14 protein-coding genes are annotated in these 15,108 nt (G+C 51.2%); 12 read left to right on the forward strand and 2 right to left on the reverse strand.

Annotated features, from left to right (window positions below; genetic code table 11):
• The first annotated feature begins 59 nt into the window (after window positions 1–59).
• From J5067_RS07650 to J5067_RS07660, 3 genes are all read left to right on the forward strand, one after another.
• Window positions 60–416, forward strand: a complete 357-nt coding sequence (locus J5067_RS07650) for a YdiL family protein (RefSeq protein WP_264650863.1) — start codon at window positions 60–62, stop codon at window positions 414–416.
• Window positions 417–425: 9 nt separating this feature from the next.
• The gene (gene aroL, locus J5067_RS07655; RefSeq protein WP_264650802.1) at window positions 426–941 is read left to right on the forward strand and encodes a shikimate kinase AroL; all 516 of its coding nucleotides are present in this window, start codon (window positions 426–428) and stop codon (window positions 939–941) included.
• A 458-nt stretch (window positions 942–1,399) separates the two neighbouring features.
• The gene (locus tag J5067_RS07660; RefSeq protein ID WP_264650803.1) at window positions 1,400–2,647 is read left to right on the forward strand and encodes an MFS transporter; all 1,248 of its coding nucleotides are present in this window, start codon (window positions 1,400–1,402) and stop codon (window positions 2,645–2,647) included.
• Window positions 2,648–2,687: 40 nt separating this feature from the next.
• Here the strand turns inward: J5067_RS07660 and J5067_RS07665 are convergent, their stop codons facing one another.
• Window positions 2,688–3,587, reverse strand: coding sequence for a LysR family transcriptional regulator (locus J5067_RS07665; RefSeq protein WP_264643272.1), 900 nt, complete (start codon window positions 3,585–3,587; stop codon window positions 2,688–2,690).
• A 623-nt stretch (window positions 3,588–4,210) separates the two neighbouring features.
• Here J5067_RS07665 and J5067_RS07670 point away from each other — a divergent pair.
• From J5067_RS07670 to J5067_RS07690, 5 genes are all read left to right on the forward strand, one after another.
• Window positions 4,211–5,446, forward strand: a complete 1,236-nt coding sequence (locus J5067_RS07670) for an MFS transporter (RefSeq protein WP_264643273.1) — start codon at window positions 4,211–4,213, stop codon at window positions 5,444–5,446.
• Window positions 5,447–5,577: 131 nt separating this feature from the next.
• Entirely contained in the window at window positions 5,578–6,444 is an 867-nt protein-coding gene (gene ydiB, locus J5067_RS07675) for a quinate/shikimate dehydrogenase (RefSeq protein WP_264643274.1), read from the forward strand.
• A 76-nt stretch (window positions 6,445–6,520) separates the two neighbouring features.
• Entirely contained in the window at window positions 6,521–7,279 is a 759-nt protein-coding gene (gene aroD / locus J5067_RS07680) for a type I 3-dehydroquinate dehydratase (protein WP_264643275.1), read from the forward strand.
• Between the two features lie 76 nt (window positions 7,280–7,355).
• Complete coding sequence (locus J5067_RS07685) at window positions 7,356–8,951, forward strand: acyl CoA:acetate/3-ketoacid CoA transferase (RefSeq protein WP_264643276.1); 1,596 nt, start codon at window positions 7,356–7,358, stop codon at window positions 8,949–8,951.
• Window positions 8,952–8,965: 14 nt separating this feature from the next.
• A complete protein-coding gene (locus J5067_RS07690; protein WP_264625854.1) occupies window positions 8,966–10,117 on the forward strand; it encodes an acyl-CoA dehydrogenase in 1,152 nt (383 codons plus the stop codon).
• Between the two features lie 51 nt (window positions 10,118–10,168).
• On the opposite strand, the gene J5067_RS07695 is transcribed toward J5067_RS07690, so the two are convergent.
• Window positions 10,169–11,080, reverse strand: a complete 912-nt coding sequence (locus J5067_RS07695) for an AraC family transcriptional regulator (protein WP_264643277.1) — start codon at window positions 11,078–11,080, stop codon at window positions 10,169–10,171.
• A gap of 594 nt (window positions 11,081–11,674) precedes the next feature.
• Here J5067_RS07695 and J5067_RS07700 point away from each other — a divergent pair.
• The 4 genes from J5067_RS07700 (at window position 11,675) to J5067_RS07715 (ending at window position 15,060) form a co-directional block, all read left to right on the forward strand.
• Window positions 11,675–12,439 (forward strand): electron transfer flavoprotein, encoded by a 765-nt coding sequence (locus J5067_RS07700; protein WP_264650804.1) that lies wholly within the window; start codon window positions 11,675–11,677, stop codon window positions 12,437–12,439.
• A gap of 16 nt (window positions 12,440–12,455) precedes the next feature.
• Entirely contained in the window at window positions 12,456–13,406 is a 951-nt protein-coding gene (locus J5067_RS07705; protein WP_264643279.1) for an electron transfer flavoprotein subunit alpha, read from the forward strand.
• A gap of 74 nt (window positions 13,407–13,480) precedes the next feature.
• Window positions 13,481–14,770, forward strand: a complete 1,290-nt coding sequence (locus J5067_RS07710) for an FAD-dependent oxidoreductase (RefSeq protein WP_264650805.1) — start codon at window positions 13,481–13,483, stop codon at window positions 14,768–14,770.
• The gene (locus J5067_RS07715) at window positions 14,767–15,060 is read left to right on the forward strand and encodes a ferredoxin family protein (RefSeq protein ID WP_264643281.1); all 294 of its coding nucleotides are present in this window, start codon (window positions 14,767–14,769) and stop codon (window positions 15,058–15,060) included. Before J5067_RS07710 ends, J5067_RS07715 begins: the two co-directional genes overlap by 4 nt.
• Window positions 15,061–15,108: the final 48 nt, after the last annotated feature.

Consider the following 15,108-nt stretch of genomic DNA (forward strand, 5'->3'; position numbering starts at 1 on the left):
ATAGGCAATAATGTTATTTACTGACAGGATAATTCGTTGCGTTGTGGAGTGGTATTATGATGAACCATTTAGAGCTACAAGCCTTACGTCAACTCTTTTTTATGAATATTGAGGAAGCGGCCACCTATATTGCCAACGGCGCTGAAAGCGAAAGCTGGCGTTTATGGGAAAGTGGCTCACAGCCGATACCCACAGACGTTATTGATACGCTGACGCTGATGAATAAAAAACGCAAACAGCGGCTCAATGCCATCATCGAAAAAATCAATAATCGCATCGGGAATAATACCATGCGTTTTTTTCCGGATTATGCTGACTTTCGCACCGTCTATACCGAAGGTGATTATATTGAGTGGAAAATATACCAATCCGTTGCCGCTGAACTTTACGCGCACAACCTGGAACGGTTATGTTAAGGATAATAGATGACTCATTCGATTATTTTAGTCGGCCCGCGTGCATCCGGTAAAACGACGGTGGGTAAAATGCTGGCAGCCCGGCTACACCGGCACTTTATAGACACTGACGATGTGGTGCAAAAACAAACGAATAAAACCATCGCGCAAATCGTGGATGAGCAAGGCTGGGATCGTTTTCGCGAAATCGAAAGTCAGATTCTCAAAGACGTTATGTTGGGTGATGCCGTGGTCGCAACGGGCGGCGGGATGGTGATATCGGAAAAAAACCGTCATTATATGAAAAATAACGGCATGGTGTTTTACCTTGCCACCTCTGCCGACACCGTGGTGGCTCGACTGAAATCAAACCCAGCGGTCAGTCAGCGCCCCTCACTCACCGGCCTGTCTATTACTGAAGAAATCACCGGAATTATTAAAGAACGCGATCCGCTTTATCAGGAAAGTGCGCATTACGTCATTGATGCCAATAAAGATAAGACCGAGGTATTACAACAAATTTACGCGCTCTGCGTTCCGTTATAATCGGTAGCAAAATGATAAACAGAAATCTATTTTTACCCCGCCCAAGCCCTCTATTGAGAGATAAATCACAAATTAACCACTTTATTACGCGGGAGAAAATCACCATTACCCTCAAGAGAAATTAATCAATAGCGCATCGTCTGCCCGGTGTTACATATCCGTATCTTTTTCATTGAATAAATAGAAAGGTATATCGGGGTTTTCAGCATAAAAATTAACATCAATAACATTTATCGGGTTTGCCGATAGAGACAATCTATGAATTAATAAAAAAAAAGGAATTATTCATTTCCCGAAGGGATTGTTAGCATCAAAACATCTTAAAAACCGGCCGTAAATCTGTAGGTTATGTCAATTGAACACGACAGGACACCAAGATAAGACTGGAATTATGCATCAGGGCAGGAAAACGACAGAGTTTCCTTTTCCACTCAGGCGTTTTTCTCACAAGGCTAACTATGAAAAACAAATATATACCAACCGCCTTCGGATTATATCTCAATTATATGGTGCATGGCATGGGCGTGATATTAATCAGCCTGAACATGCCGCATCTGGAGCAACAGTGGCAGACCGACGCCGCAGGGGTGTCCGTGGTGATTTCATCGCTGGGCATTGGCAGACTGAGCTTGCTGCTGCTGGCGGGGATGTTGTCCGACCGTTTTGGCCGTAAGCCGTTCGTGTATCTGGGGATGATATGCTATCTCGGCTTTTTCGTTGGCATTCTCGGCTCGCACAGCATTGCTGCCGCCTATTGCTTTGGCTTTCTCGCCGGGATGGCAAACAGCTTCCTCGATTCCGGCACCTACCCGTCACTGATGGAAGCGTTCCCCTCTTCCCCCAGCACCGCTAACATTCTCATTAAAGCCTTTGTCTCCAGCGGACAGTTTCTCCTGCCGATGATCATCAGCCTGTTGGTATGGGCAGATCTGTGGTTTGGCTGGTCGTTTATCATCGCGGCGGGCATCATGCTGCTCAATGGCATTTGCCTGTTCCGTTATCCATTCCCGGCACATCCGGGAAAAGCGGCACAGAAACCCCTGGCTGCCGACGTTCCTGTGACACGCACGACCACACAACACGCCTGCTCGTTGGTGGATCTCACCAGCTATACGCTGTATGGCTACATCGCCATGGCAACGTTTTACCTTATCAGCCAATGGCTGGCGCAATACGGCCAGTTTGTGGCGGGCATGAGCTACACCATGTCAATCAAACTGCTCAGTATCTACACCGTTGGCTCTCTGCTCTGTGTGGTGATCTCCGCTGTGTTAGTGAGAAAAACCGTCAGTTCGACATCACTGTTGATGCTCTACACGTTTATCTCTTTCGTGGCCCTGCTGGGTGTGTGCCTGTATCCCAGCCCGAACACCGTTATGGTGTTTTCTTTCGTGATTGGCTTCTCCGCTGCGGGGGGCGTGCTACAACTGGGGCTAACGCTGATGGCAGTACGGTTTCCCCACGCCAAAGGCAAGGCCACCGCGATTTACTACAGCGCAGGCAGCATCGCCACCTTCACGATCCCGCTCATCACTGCCAGACTTTCACAAACCAGCATTGCCAGCATTATGTGGTTTGATACCGGGATTGCTGCCGTCGGTTTCTTGCTGGCGTTGTTTATCGGCTACCGTAATCGGAAAACGCGCGACAACCTTCTTACCGAGGATGAACTTCAGGTTGACGATGCGCTGCGTCGTCCATCCTGATACCGCTCCGCTGTGCCCTTGGGCACAGTAGCATCAAACGCTAAAATTGCAGGGTCTGGCAGGCGGTAAAGACAAATTTTTTAAACCCCTGAGCCGCCGCTGACAGCATTTTGTCTTTACGCGTAGCCAGATAGATATAGCGGGTTGGGCCGGGATCGCGGATGCGCATCACATGCAGATCCGAGCGTGAGAGCGTGCTGATACGCGGCATCACGGCAATGCCGTAGTTGACGCTAACCAATCCCACCATTGCCGTATCTTCTTCAACGTAGCAGGCAATTTCCGGGATCAGTTTTTTCTGCATAAACATCTTATCGATAAACTGACTCAGCCCGCTTTTCGGCGAAAAGAAGATAAACGGATAGGAAATCGCCTCTTCCAGTGAGATATCTTCCTGCGCTTGCTGAGCCAACGGGTGTTGGCATGAGGTCACCAGCACCAGTTCCTGGCTTATCAGCGGCAAAAACTCTATTTCATTCTCATCCGCGACGAGCGAACAGATAGCCATATCGTATTTATCCGCTTTCAGGTCGTCCACCAGCGCTGACGTGGTGCCCTGATAAAAACAGAAGCGCTTGTTGTCATTACCCGGTTGATGGACAAAACGATCGACCAGGCGCGGCACCACGGTTTCACCCATGGTGTAGATAAATGCCAGACTGATCACGTCATCCTGTGGGCCGCACATCTGACGCAGCGCCAGACGGCCATTCTCCAGTTCCAGTAACGCATTGTCCACATAAGGTAAAAAAAGCTTGCCCGCATGGGTAATGCGTACATTCCTGCCCGATTTTTCAAACAGCATCACCCCCAGCTCTTTCTCCAGTTCTGCAATAGCGTGGCTGAGCGACGGCTGCGTAATAAACAGGCTCGAGGCCGCTTCAGTGTAATGCTGTTTTTCAGCCAGGCGTTTAAAGTAGTGCAGCTGTTTTAAATTCATAACCAGCCTCTTGGCAAGGTATCACGGCATCATTCGCACGCAGTGAGAGTGGTGAGTTCCTATTGCCAGCATATCCCGCTTTTACCGTTGCCACTGCCCGTCAAACAGGGCTAATGCAACATTGTTTCGGTGCTGTGCAATATAAGCGGTACGCCTGTCGGCGCAGCAAAAATGCGCCGCGTAACGCAATTGTTAATGAGTAAAAACATAAATCAGACAAGAATGACACTGCGTTATAGCATATATACGCCATCTGATAAATTGAGAAAATAATACTGCCTGTGAGATCACAAAATAGTGTCTGCTCGTGAACACAATGTGATGCACACCCGCCTTTTTCCAGATAGCGTTATTGTAGGGCACTTGTGAAATAAAAACATTTCATCAACATCCCCCCTCTCCCCTTTCTCACATTGCACAGCAATAAAGTTGGCAACTAAAACGGCATATTACGTATTTATTATTCCCCGCATTTAATACATTACATAACGAGAATAAACCATCTCTCACGCAGCACCGCTCATTATTGAAATACAAAAGGTCAGGAAAAACGAAAACCGCTATCCCTGGTTATAAAAAATATCAACAACAAGCAGAATCATTAACGAAATGCGGAGAAAAGCATGAGCCAGAATAAGGCCTTCAATGCGCCCTTCTTATTAGCCGTCGTCGGTATCTATCTCAGTTATTTTTTACATGGCGTCAGCGTTATTACGCTGGCACAAAACATGACATCCCTTGCGGAGAAATTTGGTACTGACAATGCGGGTATTGCGTACCTGATATCGGGCATTGGCTTAGGCCGATTAGTCAGTATTCTCTTCTTTGGCGTCATCTCTGACAAATTTGGCCGCCGTTCTGTCATCCTGCTGGGTGTCAGTTTATATATTTTGTTCTTCTTTGGTATTCCCGCCAGCCCGAATCTGATTGTCGCCTTCGCCCTGGCCGTGTGCGTCGGCGTTGCCAATGCGGCGCTGGATACCGGTGGCTATCCGGCACTGATGGAGTGTTATCCCAAAACATCAGGTTCAGCCGTCATTCTATTAAAAGCCATGATCTCCTTTGGGCAGATGTTATATCCGATGCTGGTCAGCTACCTGCTGCTCAGTCACATCTGGTATGGCTATGCGATGATCATCCCCGGCGTGCTGTTTGTGTTGGTATCGTTACTGCTGCTGAAAAGCAAGTTCCCCAGCCAGTTGGTGGATGCCTCCATTGCCAATGAATTACCGCAGATGAACAGCAAGCCGCTCGCCTGGTTGGAAGGGGTTGCCTCTATCATTTTTGGCGTTGCCGCATTCTCTACCTTTTATGTCATTGTGGTCTGGATGCCCAAATATGCTATGGCATTTGCCGGTATGGCAGAAGCCGATGCGCTGAAAACCATCTCGTATTACAGCATGGGTTCACTGGTGTGCGTATTTATTTTCGCCCTGCTGTTGAAAAGCATGGTGCGTCCGGTATGGGCCAACGTGTTTAATACCGGGGTTTCGGTGATTACCGCCACGATTATTTATCTCTACCCGTCACCGTTGGTGTGTAATGTGGGCGCCTTTGTTATCGGCTTTTCAGCCGCAGGCGGGATATTGCAGCTCGGCGTTTCTGTGATGTCCGAATTCTTCCCAAAAAGCAAAGCCAAAGTCACCAGCGTTTACATGATGATGGGCGGTCTGGCTAACTTCTTAATTCCGCTAATCACGGGGTATCTGTCAAAAATCGGTCTGCAATACATTATTTTGCTGGATATCGCTTTTGCCCTGTTGGCCTTTGTTACTGCCATCTTGGTTTTTATTCGCTACTACAAAGTGTTCAAAATCCCGCAAAGCGATTTACGGTTCGGCGAACGTTTCTTTCAATAACGCCGCCTCAAGAATGTGAATATAGATTTCAAAACCTGAACAGAACGGCAATCGACAATTTGCGCGATAAGCGCCCGCCTATTGCCTGAATAACTGCACCACCAATTATTACCTTGTGTAAGGAGTTTAGAATGGATGTTACCGCAAAATACGAACTGATTGGATTAATGGCTTATCCCATCAGACACAGCCTCTCGCCGGAAATGCAAAACAAGGCGTTGGAAAAAGCGGGTTTGCCTTTCACCTATATGGCTTTTGAAGTGGACAACACCACCTTCGGTAAAGCAATTGAAGGCCTTAAAGCGCTGAAAATGCGCGGCACTGGCGTTTCCATGCCCAATAAACAATTAGCCTGCCAATATGTGGATGAATTAACACCGGCCGCCAAATTGGTCGGTGCCATTAATACCATTGTTAATGATAACGGGTATTTGCGTGGTTATAACACCGATGGCACCGGGCATATTCGCGCCATCAAAGAAAGCGGTTTTGATATTCAAGGCAAAACCATGGTGTTGGTCGGCTCGGGTGGCGCATCAACAGCAATTGGTGCTCAGGCAGCGATTGAAGGCATCAAAGAGATCAAACTGTTCAACCGTAAAGATGAATTTTACGAGCAGGCACTCGCCTTCGCAAAACGCGTTAATGACAACACCGATTGCACCGTCACTGTCAGTGATTTAGCGAATCAGAAAGCCTTCGCCGACGCCATCGCACACGCCGATATTCTGACCAACGGCACTAAAGTCGGCATGAAGCCACTCGAAGATCAATGCGTTGTGAGCGATATCGCCATGTTGCGTCCGGAACTGTTGGTCACCGAATGCGTTTACAACCCGCACATCACCAAGCTGCTGCAAATGGCTATGGACGCAGGCTGCAAGACCATTGATGGCTACGGCATGCTGCTGTGGCAAGGGGCTGAGCAGTTCAAGCTCTGGACCGGTAAAGAGTTTCCGCTGGAACACATCAAAAAAGTGATGGGCTTTAACGCCTAAAACACGTCGGTACGCGGCGTATTCCTCACGCCGCGTTATCGGACTGTGTGGAAAAAGATGACGTAAAGGGAAAAGCATGAAAACCGTAACCGTAAAAAATCGGGTGTTTGGCGAAGGCGCACCAAAAATTATCGTCTCGCTGATGGGCAAAGACATCGCCGCCATCAAATCTGAAGCCCACCATTATCAGGACGGCGACGTCGATATTCTGGAGTGGCGCGCCGATCATTTCGATGACGTTACCTCCATCGCCAGTGTGTTGGAGGCTGTGCGCACGCTGCGCGACGGCATCCCCGACAAACCCCTGCTGTTCACCTTTCGCAGCAAGCAAGAAGGTGGGGAAAAAGCGCTCTCTGCCGAGGCCTACATTGCCTTGAACAAAGCGGTGGTGGAGAGCGGGTTGGTGGACATGATCGACCTGGAGCTGTTTACCGGTGATGCGCTGGTGAAAGATACCGTGGCGTTTGCCCATGCTCACGGCGTGAAAGTCATCATGTCCAACCACGATTTTCACAAGACGCCACCAAAAGAAGAGATCGTCAAACGCCTGTGCAAGATGCAGGAATTGGGTGCCGATATCCCGAAAATCGCCCTGATGCCGCAGAACAAAGACGATGTGCTCACCCTGCTGGCCGCCACGCTGGAAATGCATGAGAAGCACGCGGACCGCCCGATCATCACCATGTCCATGTCAAAAACCGGTGTTATCTCCCGTCTCTCCGGCGAACTGTTTGGTTCAGCCGCCACCTTTGGCGCACTGAAAAAGGCCTCTGCCCCAGGACAAATTGCCGTTAAAGATTTGCGCGCCGTATTGACGGTATTACACCAATCCTGAATAGCGATGGCACGGCTATAGCCGTTTGCGCCGCCAAGGGCAGCGCACGTTCATTCGCTTATCACGAGGAGTTGCAATGAAACTGGAAAAACCGAAAAGAATTAATGGCCGAGTGCCGGTGCTCTCGGCACAGGATGCGGTCAATTACATCCCCGATGAAGCCACCCTGTGCGTATTGGGGGCCGGCGGTGGCATTCTGGAAGCCACCTCACTGATCACTGCCCTCGCCGACCGCTATAAAACCACGCAGTCACCGCGCAACCTGTCGCTGATCAGCCCAACAGGATTAGGCGACCGCGCCGAGCGTGGCATCAGTCCGCTGGCACAGGAAGGTCTGGTCAAATGGGCGCTGTGCGGCCACTGGGGACAGTCACCGCGAATTTCCGATCTGGCAGAACAAAACAAGATCGTCGCCTATAACTACCCGCAAGGGGTGCTGACGCAAGCAATCCGCGCCTCCGCTGCTCACCAACCGGGTATTTTGAGCAATATCGGTATTGGTACCTTTGTCGACCCGCGCCAACAGGGCGGCAAACTGAATGAAGTGACCAAAGACGATCTGATCAAACTGGTCGAAATCGATAATCAGGAATACCTGTTCTACAAGGCCATTGCGCCGAATGTCGCCTTTATCCGCGCTACCACCTGCGATAGCGAAGGATACGCGTCTTTCGAGGATGAAGTGATGTACCTCGATGCGCTGGTGATTGCACAAGCGGTACACAACAATGGCGGTATCGTGATGATGCAGGTGCAGAAGATGGTTAAAAAGGCCACGTTGCATCCTAAATCCGTGCGCATTCCCGGCTATCTGGTCGACATTGTGGTGGTTGATTCAACGCAAACCCAGCTGTATGGCGGTGCGCCCGTCAACCGCTTTATCTCCGGCGATTTCGTGCTGGATGACAGCACCAAAATGGCCATCCCCCTCAACCAACGCAAACTGGTGGCACGTCGCGCGCTGTTCGAAATGCGCAAAGGTGCGGTCGGTAACGTCGGGGTCGGCATCGCCGACGGCATCGGTCTGGTGGCTCGCGAAGAGGGCTGTGCCGATGACTTCGTGCTGACGGTGGAAACCGGCCCCATCGGCGGGATTACCACGCAAGGCGTAGCCTTCGGTGCCAACGTCAATACCCGCGCCATTCTGGACATGACCTCTCAGTTCGATTTTTACCACGGCGGTGGGTTGGATGTGTGCTACCTGAGCTTTGCTGAAATCGACCGACACGGCAACGTTGGCGTGCATAAATTCAACGGCAAGATCATGGGTACCGGCGGGTTTATCGACATCAGCGCCACCTCGAAGAAGATCATCTTCTGCGGCACCCTGACGGCGGGCAGTTTAAAAACTGACGTCGGCGACGGCAAGCTGTCGATCGTGCAGGAAGGGAAAGTCAAAAAATTCATTCAGGAAATCCCGGAGATCACGTTCAGCGGAAAAATTGCGCTCGAACGCGGGTTGGATGTGCGTTACATCACCGAACGCGCCGTCTTCACCTTAAAAGCCGACGGTTTGCACCTGGTTGAGATCGCTCCCGGCGTCGATCTGGAAAAAGACATTCTGGCACAGATGGACTTTACCCCGGTCATTTCGCCCGACTTAAAACTGATGGACACACGCCTCTTTTTCGATGACGTGATGGGTTTTGTATTGCCTGACGCTGAACAATAACAGGAGTAAAAACGATGGACTTTGCCTTAACTGAAGAGCAAGAGCTGCTGCTTGCCAGTATTCGGGAATTGATCACCAGTGATTTCCCGGAAGAGTATTTCAGAACCTGCGACCAAACCGGTACTTATCCGAAAGAATTTATGCGGGCGCTGGCCGATAACGGCATTTCCCTGCTGGGCGTGCCGGAAGAATTTGGCGGTATTCCGGCGGACTATGTCACCCAGATGCTGGCGCTGATGGAAGTGTCTAAAAACGGCGCACCGGCGTTCCTGATCACTAACGGTCAGTGCATCCACAGCATGCGTCGTTTTGGTTCTGCCGAGCAGTTGCGCAAAACCGCTGAGAGCACGCTGGCTACCGGCGATCCGGCCTATTCACTGGCCCTGACCGAACCGGGCGCAGGCTCGGACAACAGCAGTGCGACCACCAGCTACACGCGTAAAAACGGTAAGGTGTATCTCAACGGGCAAAAAACCTTTATCACCGGTGCCAAAGAGTACCCTTATATGCTGGTGCTGGCACGCGATCCCGAGCCGCAGGATCCGAAAAAAGCCTTCACCCTGTGGTGGGTGGAATCGAATAAGCCCGGTATCAAAATCAACCCGTTGCACAAAATCGGCTGGCATATGCTGACCACCTGCGAAGTCTATCTCGATAATGTCGAAGTGGAAGAGAGCGACATGGTGGGCGAAGAAGGCATGGGTTTCCTGAACGTGATGTACAATTTCGAAATGGAACGCCTGATCAATGCCGCGCGCAGCACCGGCTTTGCCGAGTGCGCCTTCGAAGATGCCGCACGTTATGCCAACCAGCGTATCGCTTTTGGCAAGCCAATTGGTCATAACCAGATGATCCAGGAGAAACTGGCGCTGATGGCCATCAAAATCGAGAACATGCGTAATATGGTGCTGAAATGCGCCTGGCAGGCGGATCAGGAGCTGTCATTACGCACCAGTGCCGCGCTGTGCAAACTCTATTGCGCACGCACCGCGTTGGAAGTGATCGATGATGCCATTCAGATCATGGGCGGGCTGGGTTATACGGATGATGCACGCGTATCCCGTTTCTGGCGTGACGTGCGCTGCGAAAGAATTGGCGGCGGCACCGATGAGATCATGATTTACATTGCCGGACGGCAGATCCTGAAAGATTATCAAAGTAAATAACTGACGGGTTGAGACGCCGGTTCACACTGGCGTCTCAACCGAGTATCCCCCTCACAGCAACAATTCTGAGCTCTCGCCAAACTCCGTTATATACTCCAATCCATTCAGACTATTTTTGAACTGTTTACGGTATTCGCTGGGTGAACAGCCAACATGGCGCATGAATAATTTGGCGAAGTGATCGACATTGTCATACCCGACGCGAAGGGCTATCTCGTTCAAACTGCACTCGGTGTTAGTTAGCGAAAATTTTGCCTCAGTGATCCGGCGCTTAATCACATAGTTGATGGGAGAGATATGATATTCCTTGGTAAATTCATGGCAGATGTAGCTCACGCTGGCACGGAACTTTTTAGCGAGCTGATCCAGGGTTATCTTTTCCCGATAATTATTATTCAGATAAACCAATATATCTTTTACCAACACTTCCTTGCGGATATATCCGGATTCTGAACGGTAGGCATTCTTAAAGTTTTCATAAAACAACGCGGTCAAGGCATAGCCGAAAGCATCGTAGACTGGCGAGGATAAAAGATTTTTTTGCTGGGGTAACATCACGCCCAGTTCGTGAAATATACTCTTTATTACTTCTTTTCCTTTCACCACCGACACCACCGGACAGGAATTGGACTGCATGATCTGATTCTCATCCCTGTCGCGGAATTTAAATCCGTAAACGGCGCAGGTATAGGTGGTTGCCGGGGACGCATTATCGGAGGCGACGGCGTGCAATCGGCCACGCTCCACCACCACAATATCCCCGGTCTGTGCAACATAATTGGACGAATCGATGATAAGCCGGGCTACGCCACTTTTCACGTAGATCAGCTCCGTTTCAGCATCATGCACATGGTGTCCTGACTCCCAGTTTGGGTCATCACTGATCACAAAACGGGACAATTTGGGCGTCATTCCCTTTTCAAACAAGGTATCGGTATTATTGTCAAACCAGCGCTGATACATGACAACCTCCACGGGAAGCAGTAAGGTGTAAGCCAATTATTTAGGGGTAAAGTAGCGCAACGACCTGTACTGTATATCACGTTTTAAACCACGCAAAACAAGATTGTTTGCATATCATGCAAGATTACACCGCCTGATTGCCCCACCAGAAAAGGGGGTGTTTTTAACGCATAACCCTGACTGTTTTTTCTCATTTAAAATACGCACTTCCTACATACAGAAAACATCACATTTACAATTCCCTGAGATTTTCATTATTTAGTGAGCGTGTTAATAATTCCAATTAAAAAAAAGCCTCGCATTTATGATGCGCATCACATCTTATTTTCACCCTTTGTTTTCAGCGAGAATGCACAGTAGCAAATGTCACCGTGATGTTTAAAGGTGATAGCGCATTAGCAATATGTCATGGAATACATTTATCTGCCGCCGCGCACAATTTTTTTGCAAGATTGTTGGTAACTAAAACATATTATCATGTCGTTTTTTACCCCTATCCCCCGCACACTATTTCCATCAAATTTTTATATCTCTCTGAGGCACATCGATATTATTTTTCGATGCACCGCCTGCGAGCGACCAATAGGAGACGCCATGAAAATAATAACCTGCTTTAAGCTGGTGCCCGAAGAGCAAGACATTGTGGTTACCGCCCAACGCACGCTCAATTTCGACCGCGCCGATGCAAAAATCAGCCAGTTTGATTTAAACGCCATCGAGGCCGCCATCCAGTTGGCCGGTGCCGATGGGCAGGTCGCGGCGCTGAGCGTCGGCGGCAGCCTGCTGGACAACACCAAAGTGCGCAAGGATGTGCTGTCGCGCGGACCGAATGAACTGTTTCTGGTACAGGATGCACAGTTAGACAATGCGCTACCCAAGGATACCGCACAGGTGTTAACGGCGGCGGCCCGCAAGATTGGCTTCGATCTGCTGCTGTTCGGCGAAGGTTCTGGCGATCTCTATGCGCAGCAGGTTGGGCTGCTGGTCGGTGAAATGTTGCAGTTGCCTACCGTCAATGCCGTGAGCCAGATTGAACTGCTGGACAACCGGGTGCGCGTGGAACGCACGCTGGAAGAGGAAGTGGAAATTCTTGAGTTGCCGCTGCCCGCTGTGCTTTGCGTAACATCAGATATTAATGCGCCAAAAATCCCCTCCATGAAGGCGATTCTGGGCGCGGGGAAAAAGCCGGTAACCCAATGGAAAGCCGACGATATCAGTTGGCAGCGCACTGCACCTCACACCGAGCTGGCGCAGATCCACGTGCCACCACAGGCGGAACGTAAGCACATCATTCTGGAAAGCGATTCGCCGGAAGCGATCGCCGAACTGGCCGAACACCTGAAAAAAGCGCTGAACTAACCCGGAGAATATCATCATGAGTCAATTAACCAATGTATGGGTGTTCAGCGATAACGTTGAGCGCTACGGCGAATTAATGACGGGCGCACGCCAGTGGGGACAGCAGGTTTACGCCGTTGTGCAAGATGACACGCAGGTTGCCGCCGTTAAACCGCTCGGCGCGCAGGGGCTCTACGTGTTGGGCAAAACGGCACAGCAACGTATCGAAAACTATGCCGAAACGCTGGCATCGCTGATCGAAAAACCGGCAGCGACGGATTTTCCCGCCACGCTGATCCTGCTGGCGGCCACCAAGCGCGGTAAGGCGCTGGCGGCCCGGTTAAGCGTGCTGCTTGATGCCGCCGTCGTCAACGACGTCACTACCCTGACGGTAGAAGAGCACGCGCTGTATGCCGAACATCGTATGTACGGTGGCCTGGCGTTTGGCAAAGAGAAAATCAATACCGCGGTTGCCATCGTGACGCTGGCAGCGGGTGCCATCGAGCCCGAGACGGCCAATGCGACGTCTGAATGTCCGGTTTATCAGGCTAACTATGTTACACCGCGCCAGGAAATCCTGTGTGTTGAACGCCGCGCCAAATCGTTGAGCAGCGTCGACTTGAGCAAGGCCAAACGCGTTGTTGGCGTGGGCCGTGGATTAGTTTCACAAGAAGATTTGCGCATGGTTCAAGACCTGGCAACGGTATTGGGCGCGGAAGTCGGCTGCTCACGCCCGATTGCTGAAGGGGAACACTGGATGGAGCGCGAGCGCTATATCGGTGTCTCTGGCGTGCTGCTGAAATCCGATCTCTACCTGACACTGGGGATCTCCGGTCAAATCCAGCACATGGTGGGCGGCAACGGGGCAAAAACCATCGTCGCCATTAACAAAGACAAAAATGCGCCGATCTTCAAATACGCCGACTACGGTTTGGTCGGTGATATCTACAAAGTGGTCCCGGCGTTGGTTGAGCAATTGACCCGCTAACCCTCATTTGTTGGTCTTTTCGTTAACAGCACGTATCCCGCCACGCCACTGTGGCGGGATAGGGAGCAGGAACCATGTCGGAAGAAAAATTTGATGCCATCGTCGTCGGTGCCGGGGTTGCGGGCTGCATCGCCGGTTATGTGATGGCGCAAGCCGGGCTTGATGTATTAGTCATTGAACGTGGCAACAGCGCAGGCAGTAAAAATATGACCGGTGGACGCCTCTACGCCCACAGTCTGGAGAGCATCATGCCTGGGTTTGCGCAACAGGCCCCGGTTGAACGCAAAGTCACGCGAGAAAAAATTTCCTTTCTCACCGACGAAAGCGCCGTCACCATGGATTACCACAGCGAACAGCCGGATATCCCCGCCAAAGCCTCTTATACCGTGTTGCGTAACCGGTTCGATCCCTGGCTGATGGAAAAAGCCGAACAGGCTGGCGTGCAGTTTATTCCCGGCGTGCGGGTAGATGCCCTGTTGCGCGAAGGCAACCGGGTCACCGGCGTGCAGGCGGGGGAAGATGCGCTGGAGGCAAACGTGGTGATTCTGGCCGATGGCGTGAATTCGCTGCTGGGCCGTTCCGTCGGTATGGTTCCGCCTCCGTCACCGCATCACTATGCGGTCGGTGTGAAGGAGCTGATTGCCCTGCCCGCATCGCAAATCGAAGACAGGTTTAACCTGGCACCGGGAGAAGGTGCGGCCTGGCTGTTTGCCGGTTCGCCTTCCAACGGGTTGATGGGCGGTGGTTTTCTCTACACCAATAAAGACTCAATTTCACTGGGTCTGGTCTGCGGTTTGGGCGATATCGCCCACGCCAGTAAAAGTGTGCCGCAGATGCTGGAAGATTTTAAACAACACCCGACGATCCGCCCCTTGATTCAGGGGGGAGAGTTGCTGGAGTACTCGGCACACATGGTGCCCGAAGGCGGGCTGGAGATGGTGCCCAGTCTGGTGGATGACGGCGTGATGATCGTCGGCGATGCGGCCGGTCTATGCCTCAATCTGGGCTACACCGTGCGCGGCATGGATCTGGCGATTGCCTCTGCACAGGCAGCTGCCAACGCGGCGATTGCCGCAAAACAGCGGCAGGACTTCTCATCCGCCAGCCTGATGGAATACAAACGCACGTTGGAACACAGCTTCGTGCTGCGCGATATGCACCACTATCGCAAGGTGCCCGCCATGATGGAAAACCCACGCATGTTCACCCAGTACCCACGCATGGTGGCCGATATCATGAGCGATCTGTTCATCATTGATGGCGGCCCTAACGTGCCAGTGCGGGCAAAAATCATGAAGCGTGCCAAACAGGTTGGCCTGATAAACCTGTTGAAAGACGGCATCAAAGGAGCGACAGCGCTATGAGTCACGACAACAGCGTCAATGTGGACGTCAAACTGGGCGTCAACAAGTTCCATGTGGATGAAGGCCATCCACACATCATTCTGGCCGACAACCCCGATATGGCTGAGTTTCGTAAATTGCTCAAGGCTTGTCCGGCGGGGCTCTACAAGCAGGATGAGGCAGGAAATATCCATTTCGACTCTGCCGGTTGTCTGGAATGCGGTACCTGCCGGGTACTGTGCGGTGAAACCATTCTGGAGCAATGGGAATACCCGCAGGGTACGTTCGGCATCGAATTCCGCTTTGGTTGATCCCCCCGTAAAAGTGATCGACGGCCGTCCTGGCGGCCGTTAAACACT

The sequence above is a fragment of the Candidatus Symbiopectobacterium sp. NZEC151 genome (genome assembly GCF_025962655.1).
Lineage (GTDB): Bacteria > Pseudomonadota > Gammaproteobacteria > Enterobacterales > Enterobacteriaceae > Symbiopectobacterium.

Coding starts and splice junctions, on each gene's coding strand:
- J5067_RS07650 (WP_264650863.1), top strand. CDS start 60: ATGAACCATTTAGAGCTACAAGCCTTACGTCAACTCTTTTTTATGAAT.
- ydiB (WP_264643274.1), top strand. CDS start 5,578: ATGGATGTTACCGCAAAATACGAACTGATTGGATTAATGGCTTATCCC.
- aroL (WP_264650802.1), top strand. CDS start 426: ATGACTCATTCGATTATTTTAGTCGGCCCGCGTGCATCCGGTAAAACG.
- J5067_RS07715 (WP_264643281.1), top strand. CDS start 14,767: ATGAGTCACGACAACAGCGTCAATGTGGACGTCAAACTGGGCGTCAAC.
- J5067_RS07705 (WP_264643279.1), top strand. CDS start 12,456: ATGAGTCAATTAACCAATGTATGGGTGTTCAGCGATAACGTTGAGCGC.
- J5067_RS07710 (WP_264650805.1), top strand. CDS start 13,481: ATGTCGGAAGAAAAATTTGATGCCATCGTCGTCGGTGCCGGGGTTGCG.
- J5067_RS07670 (WP_264643273.1), top strand. CDS start 4,211: ATGAGCCAGAATAAGGCCTTCAATGCGCCCTTCTTATTAGCCGTCGTC.
- J5067_RS07685 (WP_264643276.1), top strand. CDS start 7,356: ATGAAACTGGAAAAACCGAAAAGAATTAATGGCCGAGTGCCGGTGCTC.
- J5067_RS07690 (WP_264625854.1), top strand. CDS start 8,966: ATGGACTTTGCCTTAACTGAAGAGCAAGAGCTGCTGCTTGCCAGTATT.
- aroD (WP_264643275.1), top strand. CDS start 6,521: ATGAAAACCGTAACCGTAAAAAATCGGGTGTTTGGCGAAGGCGCACCA.
- J5067_RS07695 (WP_264643277.1), bottom strand. CDS start 11,080: ATGTATCAGCGCTGGTTTGACAATAATACCGATACCTTGTTTGAAAAG.
- J5067_RS07700 (WP_264650804.1), top strand. CDS start 11,675: ATGAAAATAATAACCTGCTTTAAGCTGGTGCCCGAAGAGCAAGACATT.
- J5067_RS07660 (WP_264650803.1), top strand. CDS start 1,400: ATGAAAAACAAATATATACCAACCGCCTTCGGATTATATCTCAATTAT.
- J5067_RS07665 (WP_264643272.1), bottom strand. CDS start 3,587: ATGAATTTAAAACAGCTGCACTACTTTAAACGCCTGGCTGAAAAACAG.